The organism is Streptomyces sp. NPDC048659 (assembly GCF_040650575.1).
Lineage (GTDB): Bacteria > Actinomycetota > Actinomycetes > Streptomycetales > Streptomycetaceae > Streptomyces.
On record NZ_JBEZHM010000126.1, the window covers coordinates 1 to 5,155 of the forward strand.

Below are 5,155 nucleotides of genomic sequence, written 5' to 3' on the forward strand. Positions count from 1 at the left end.
CCGACACCCCGATCATCACCACCGACGCCCGCCACCGCGCCGACGCCAAGAGCGCCCTCATCACCCTGGTCGAACACGCCCTCATGGCACGCCTGAAGTAGCACCGCCCAAGTGGAAGCCGCCATAGGGAAGTTGCCGGCGCTCGTCGCGGACCGTCCCGGTGGCCGCCGGGGCGTCCTGTGTCCTTCGACACGGCGGCCCCGGCGTTCATAACATTTCGACAGAGAATTGGGGCGCCTCGGACACCCGACGCATCCGATCGGTGCCGCTGCGCTCACCTGAGCCCCGCCATTTGGCGGGGCTCGCTCTTTATGCCCGTTTTATCTCTGGCGTGAAGCCCAAAAACCGGCCGCTTCGCACTGTTTGGAAGGGACCGCCTTCACGTGCTGCAATTCATGAACTCCCGAGTAGTACGGCCCTGAAAGAACACCGGCACAACGTAGGTGCCGACGCCGAGAGGTTGTTGGTCGAGTGAGGCGAAGCAAGGAAGGCTCCGCGGAGCAGCAGGCGCGGGGCAACTTCACGCCGCCGTCGCGAGCGGCGATGCCGCCCGCGGACGAGCCCGTCACGCCCCCGGCCCCGAGCCGCAAGGGCAGTTCCAGCAAGCTGTCGCCGCGCAACTGGCGCGTGCCCACGCGCCTGAACGCGATCCTGCTCATACCCGTGCTCGTCGGACTCGTCATGGGCGGCTTCCAGGTGAAGGCGTCCATCGACACCTGGCAGGAGGCCCAGGACGCCGAGAAGACGGCGCTCATCGTGCGCGCCGCCTCGGAGTACGGCCAGGCCCTCCTCAACGAGCGCGACCTCACCGCCGTACCCCTCCTGAAGGCCCAGAACGCCGGGGACCGGCAGAGCGACGAGGTCGCCCAGACCTACGCCGCCACCGACACCGCCAAGATCAAGTTCGACGAGGCCGTCAAGAACATGCCCGGCGGGCAGGGCCTGGAGCGGCGCCTCAAGCTGTTCCGGGACTCCGAGCCCAAGCTGGAGGCGCTGCGGAAGATCGCCTACACCCGCTCCCAGGACCCGGTGAACACCCAGCTCGGCTACACGGGCATCCAGCACTACCTGATGGAGTTCTCCAACGAGCTCGGCCTGGGCACCGGCAACATCACCAGCTACGGCCGCACGGTCTACGCGATCCAGCTCGCGAAGGCCGCCGAGTCGCTCCAGCGGTCGATCGGCACCCAGCTCCTCGTCCGTCCCTCCCAGAAGGACGACGTCTTCGCGCAGCAGTCGGTTGCGTTCAACTCGTACAACTATCTGGAGCAGATCGCCCTCGGCGAGTTCCAGTCCGGCGGTACCGAGGAAGACGTCGAGCTGCTGAAGAAGGTGATGGCCGGCAAGGCCGCCGATGGCGCCAAGAAGATGGCGGGCGCCGGCATCGAGCTGCCCAAGGGCGGCGACGGCTCCATCTACTCCGGCGCGGCCCAGCTGATCGGCTCCGCCAAGGACCCCGCGGCCCTCGCCGACCTGAAGTCCCAGGGGATCACCCCCGAGACCTGGATGGCGATATCCACCGGCAAGTTCGACGGCTACACCGAGGTCGAGAAGTCCCTCGTCGACAAGGCCGTGAACGAGGCCGCCGACATCTCCGCGAGCGCCCAGACCGACGCGTACGTCAACGGCGGCATCGTCGTCATCGCCCTCCTCACCGCCTTCATCCTGGCCGGGATGATGGCCCGGCAGATGAGCCGCTCGATGCGCGAGCTGCGCACCGCCGCCTTCGGCATCGCCGAGCAGCGCCTGCCGATGCTGGTCGACCAGCTCTCCCGCGCCGAGCCCGGCCGGGTCGACACCCGGGTGCAGCCCATCCCGATCGACTCCCAGGACGAGATCGGCGAGGTCGCCCGCGCCTTCGACCAGGTGCACCGCGAGGCCGTCCGGCTCGCCGCCGAGCAGGCCATGCTCCGGGGCAACGTCAACGCGATCTTCACCAACCTCTCGCGCCGCAACCAGTCGCTGATCGAGGGCCAGCTGACCCTCATCACCGACCTGGAGAACAACGAGGCCGACCCGGACCAGCTGGAGAACCTCTTCAAGCTGGACCACCTCGCGACCCGGATGCGCCGCAACGGCGAGAACCTCCTGGTCCTCGCCGGCGAGGAGCCCGGCCGCCGCTGGGACCAGCCGGTCCCGCTGGTCGACGTCATGCGCGCCGCCTCCTCCGAGGTGGAGCAGTACGAGCGCATCGAGCTGGCCGGCGTGCCGGAGGCCGAGATCCACGGCCAGGCCGTGACCGACCTCGTGCACCTGCTCGCCGAGCTCCTGGAGAACGCCACCACCTTCTCCTCGCCGCAGACCAAGGTCCGCGTCACCGCCACCCGGCTGCCCGACGGCCGCGTGATGGTCGAGATCCACGACAAGGGCATCGGCCTCACCGCCGAGGACTTCGCGGACATCAACCACAAGCTGGCCAACCCGCCGACCGTGGACGCAGCCGTCTCGCAGCGCATGGGCCTCTTCGTGGTCGGCCGCCTCGCCGACCGGCACGGCATCCGCGTCCAGCTGCGCCCCTCGGGCGAGCAGGCGGGCACCACCTCGCTGGTGATGCTGCCGGACGCGATCACCCACGGCGGCGGCGGCGAGCAGCCGGTCCAGAACGACTTCACCGTCTCCCAGATCATCCCGCAGCAGCAGCAGCTCTCGGCCTTCGAGCCGGCGCCGCAGCAGCCGATGCGGACCGCCGCCGAGCTCGGCTTCGACGACTCCCGTTACGAGGAGCCCGCCGAGGAGCGCCCGGTGGACCCGGTCGACCGCTCGCTGCGGCGCGACGAGCGCCGCACCGCCCTGGAGGCCCAGGCGCAGGGCGGGGAGCCGCACCCGCTGTACCGCGAGGACCCCGAACCGGTCGTTCCGCAGCACGGCTTCGCGCCGCAGGAGCACGCGCCGGAGCACGCGCCGCAACCTCCGCACGCCCAGCAGCCGCAGCAGCAGCCGTACGCGCAGGAGTACCCGGCGGGCGGCTACCAGGACGCCGGCTACCAGCCGGGCTACCCGCAGCAGCCGCAGCCGGCGGCGGACGGCTACGGCTACCCGCAGCAGGGCTACGAGCAGCCCGTGGCGGGCTACCCCGAGCAGGCGTATGCGGAAGCCGCGTACGACCCCCAGGGCGGCGCCCGGCCCGCGTACGAGAACGGCTACGAAGCCCCGGCCCACCAGGGTGAGTGGCCCCAGCAGACCACGTACCAGACCGGGTACGCGCAGGAGTTCGGGACGGAATCGGAATCTGTCCAGGCCGCTCCCGAACAGGCCCCCGAGCGCGTAGGCTTCGATCGTCCGGGTCCCACGCAGAGTCCCACCCCGGACACCGGCCACGCACTGACCGACGCCGGTCTGCCGCGCCGCGGCAGCGTCGCCCCGCAGGCGCCGCAGACCCCGTCGGCGGCGCGGCAGCCCGCGCAGCCGGCCCAGCCCGCGCAGCCGGCCACCGAAGAAGCAGGCGGCACCGAGGAATGGCGCTCCGCCAACGACGAGCGCTGGTCCAGGGCCGAGAAGCTCCGCGACCCGAAGGCGGGCGGGGTCACCCCCTCCGGTCTTCCCCGGCGGGTCCCGAAGGCCAACCTGGTCGAGGGCTCGGCGGAGCACACCCCGCAGGGCGGCCCCCAGGTCTCCCGCGCACCCGAGGACGTGCGGGGCAGGTTGAGCAACCTGCGCCGCGGCGTCCAGCAGGGCCGCAACGCGGGGACGGACACGAACGGATCGGGCCTCGGCCCGGGTAGTACCTACAACCAGGAGCGTTAGTGTGAGCCCGATGAGCCAGGCGGCGCAGAATCTGAACTGGTTGATCACCAACTTCGTGGACAACACCCCCGGGGTGTCGCACACGGTGGTGGTCTCCGCCGACGGACTCCTGCTCGCGATGTCCGAGGGGTTTCCCCGGGACCGTGCCGACCAACTGGCGGCCGTGGCCTCCGGTCTGACCTCGCTGACCGCGGGCGCGTCCCGGATCTTCGAGGGCGGCGCGGTCAACCAGACGGTGGTGGAGATGGAGCGCGGCTTCCTCTTCATCATGTCGATCTCGGACGGTTCCTCGCTGGCCGTGCTGGCCCACCCGGAGGCCGACATCGGTCTCGTGGGCTACGAGATGGCACTGCTCGTCGACCGGGCGGGAAGCGTCCTGACTCCTGACCTCCGGGCGGAGCTCCAGGGAAGTCTTCTCAACTAACAGACAGACAGTGCGTTTCTCGTCACCGCACCGTAGGGTGCGGTGGCGCGGTTTCACGGGACATGGAGCCGCGAGGCAGTCGGAGGAGGAGACGTGGGAACACCCCCGGGCAGTAACCCTTACAACGGCGGGCACCACGCGCCGCTGGGTGACCAGGCGCAGAACCGCTTCAACTTTCCCTCCACGCCGAGCAGACAGGGCGCCCAGCAGCCCTACCCGCAGCAGCCCCGGCAGTCCCAGCACCAGCAGCACCAGCAGCCCCCGCACCAGCCCACCGCCGCCGGCAGCCCGAGCTCGTCCGGCGCGCAGGGCTACCGGTCGGTCGGGCAGGGCGGTTCGGGCGGGCACAACCCGCTCGTCCGTCCGTACGCGATGACCGGCGGCCGGACCCGGCCGCGCTACCAGCTCGCCATCGAGGCGCTGGTCAGCACGACGGCCGATCCGGCCCGGCTGCAGGGGCAGTTGCCCGAGCACCAGCGGATCTGCCGGCTGTGCTTCGAGATCAAGTCGGTCGCGGAGATCTCGGCCCTTCTCTCCATCCCCCTCGGCGTTGCCCGGATTCTCGTCGCCGACCTGGCCGAGGCCGGACTCGTCGCGATCCACCAGCCCGGCGGCGACGAGGCCGCCGGCGGTCAGCCAGATGTGACACTGCTCGAAAGGGTGCTCAGTGGACTTCGCAAGCTCTAACGGCGGCGCGGCCCGTTCAACCACCAGCGCGAAGATCGTGGTGGCGGGTGGCTTCGGCGTGGGCAAGACCACGTTCGTCGGCGCGGTCTCGGAGATCAACCCGCTGCGAACCGAGGCCGTGATGACGTCCGCGTCCGCGGGCATCGACGACCTCACCCACACGGGCGACAAGACGACGACGACCGTCGCCATGGACTTCGGCCGCATCACCCTGGACCAGGACCTGATCCTGTACCTCTTCGGTACGCCCGGCCAGGACCGCTTCTGGTTCATGTGGGACGACCTGGTCCGCGGCGCCAT

Annotated in this window: 4 protein-coding genes and 1 pseudogene; all 5 read left to right on the forward strand. The window is 70.4% G+C overall.

What is annotated here, in order from left to right; translation table 11 throughout:
- A pseudogene (locus AB0C99_RS39395) lies at window positions 1–101 on the forward strand (ATP-binding protein); the annotation flags it as partial.
- 370 nt (window positions 102–471) lie between these two features.
- Window positions 472–3,744, forward strand: a complete 3,273-nt coding sequence (locus tag AB0C99_RS39400) for a nitrate- and nitrite sensing domain-containing protein (RefSeq protein WP_362485285.1) — start codon at window positions 472–474, stop codon at window positions 3,742–3,744.
- A gap of 10 nt (window positions 3,745–3,754) precedes the next feature.
- On the forward strand, window positions 3,755–4,168 hold the full coding sequence (locus AB0C99_RS39405) for a roadblock/LC7 domain-containing protein (RefSeq protein ID WP_005311461.1): 414 nt from the start codon (window positions 3,755–3,757) through the stop codon (window positions 4,166–4,168).
- A 93-nt stretch (window positions 4,169–4,261) separates the two neighbouring features.
- A complete protein-coding gene (locus AB0C99_RS39410) occupies window positions 4,262–4,855 on the forward strand; it encodes a DUF742 domain-containing protein (protein ID WP_362485287.1) in 594 nt (197 codons plus the stop codon).
- Window positions 4,836–5,155: ATP/GTP-binding protein (locus AB0C99_RS39415; RefSeq protein WP_252932898.1), on the forward strand; the 320-nt coding region annotated here is incomplete at its 3' end. The genes AB0C99_RS39410 and AB0C99_RS39415, both read left to right, overlap by 20 nt.

Bases quoted from the DNA above. Each gene is read 5' to 3' on its own strand.
- AB0C99_RS39405 (WP_005311461.1), top strand. From the start codon at position 3,755: ATGAGCCAGGCGGCGCAGAATCTGAACTGGTTGATCACCAACTTCGTG.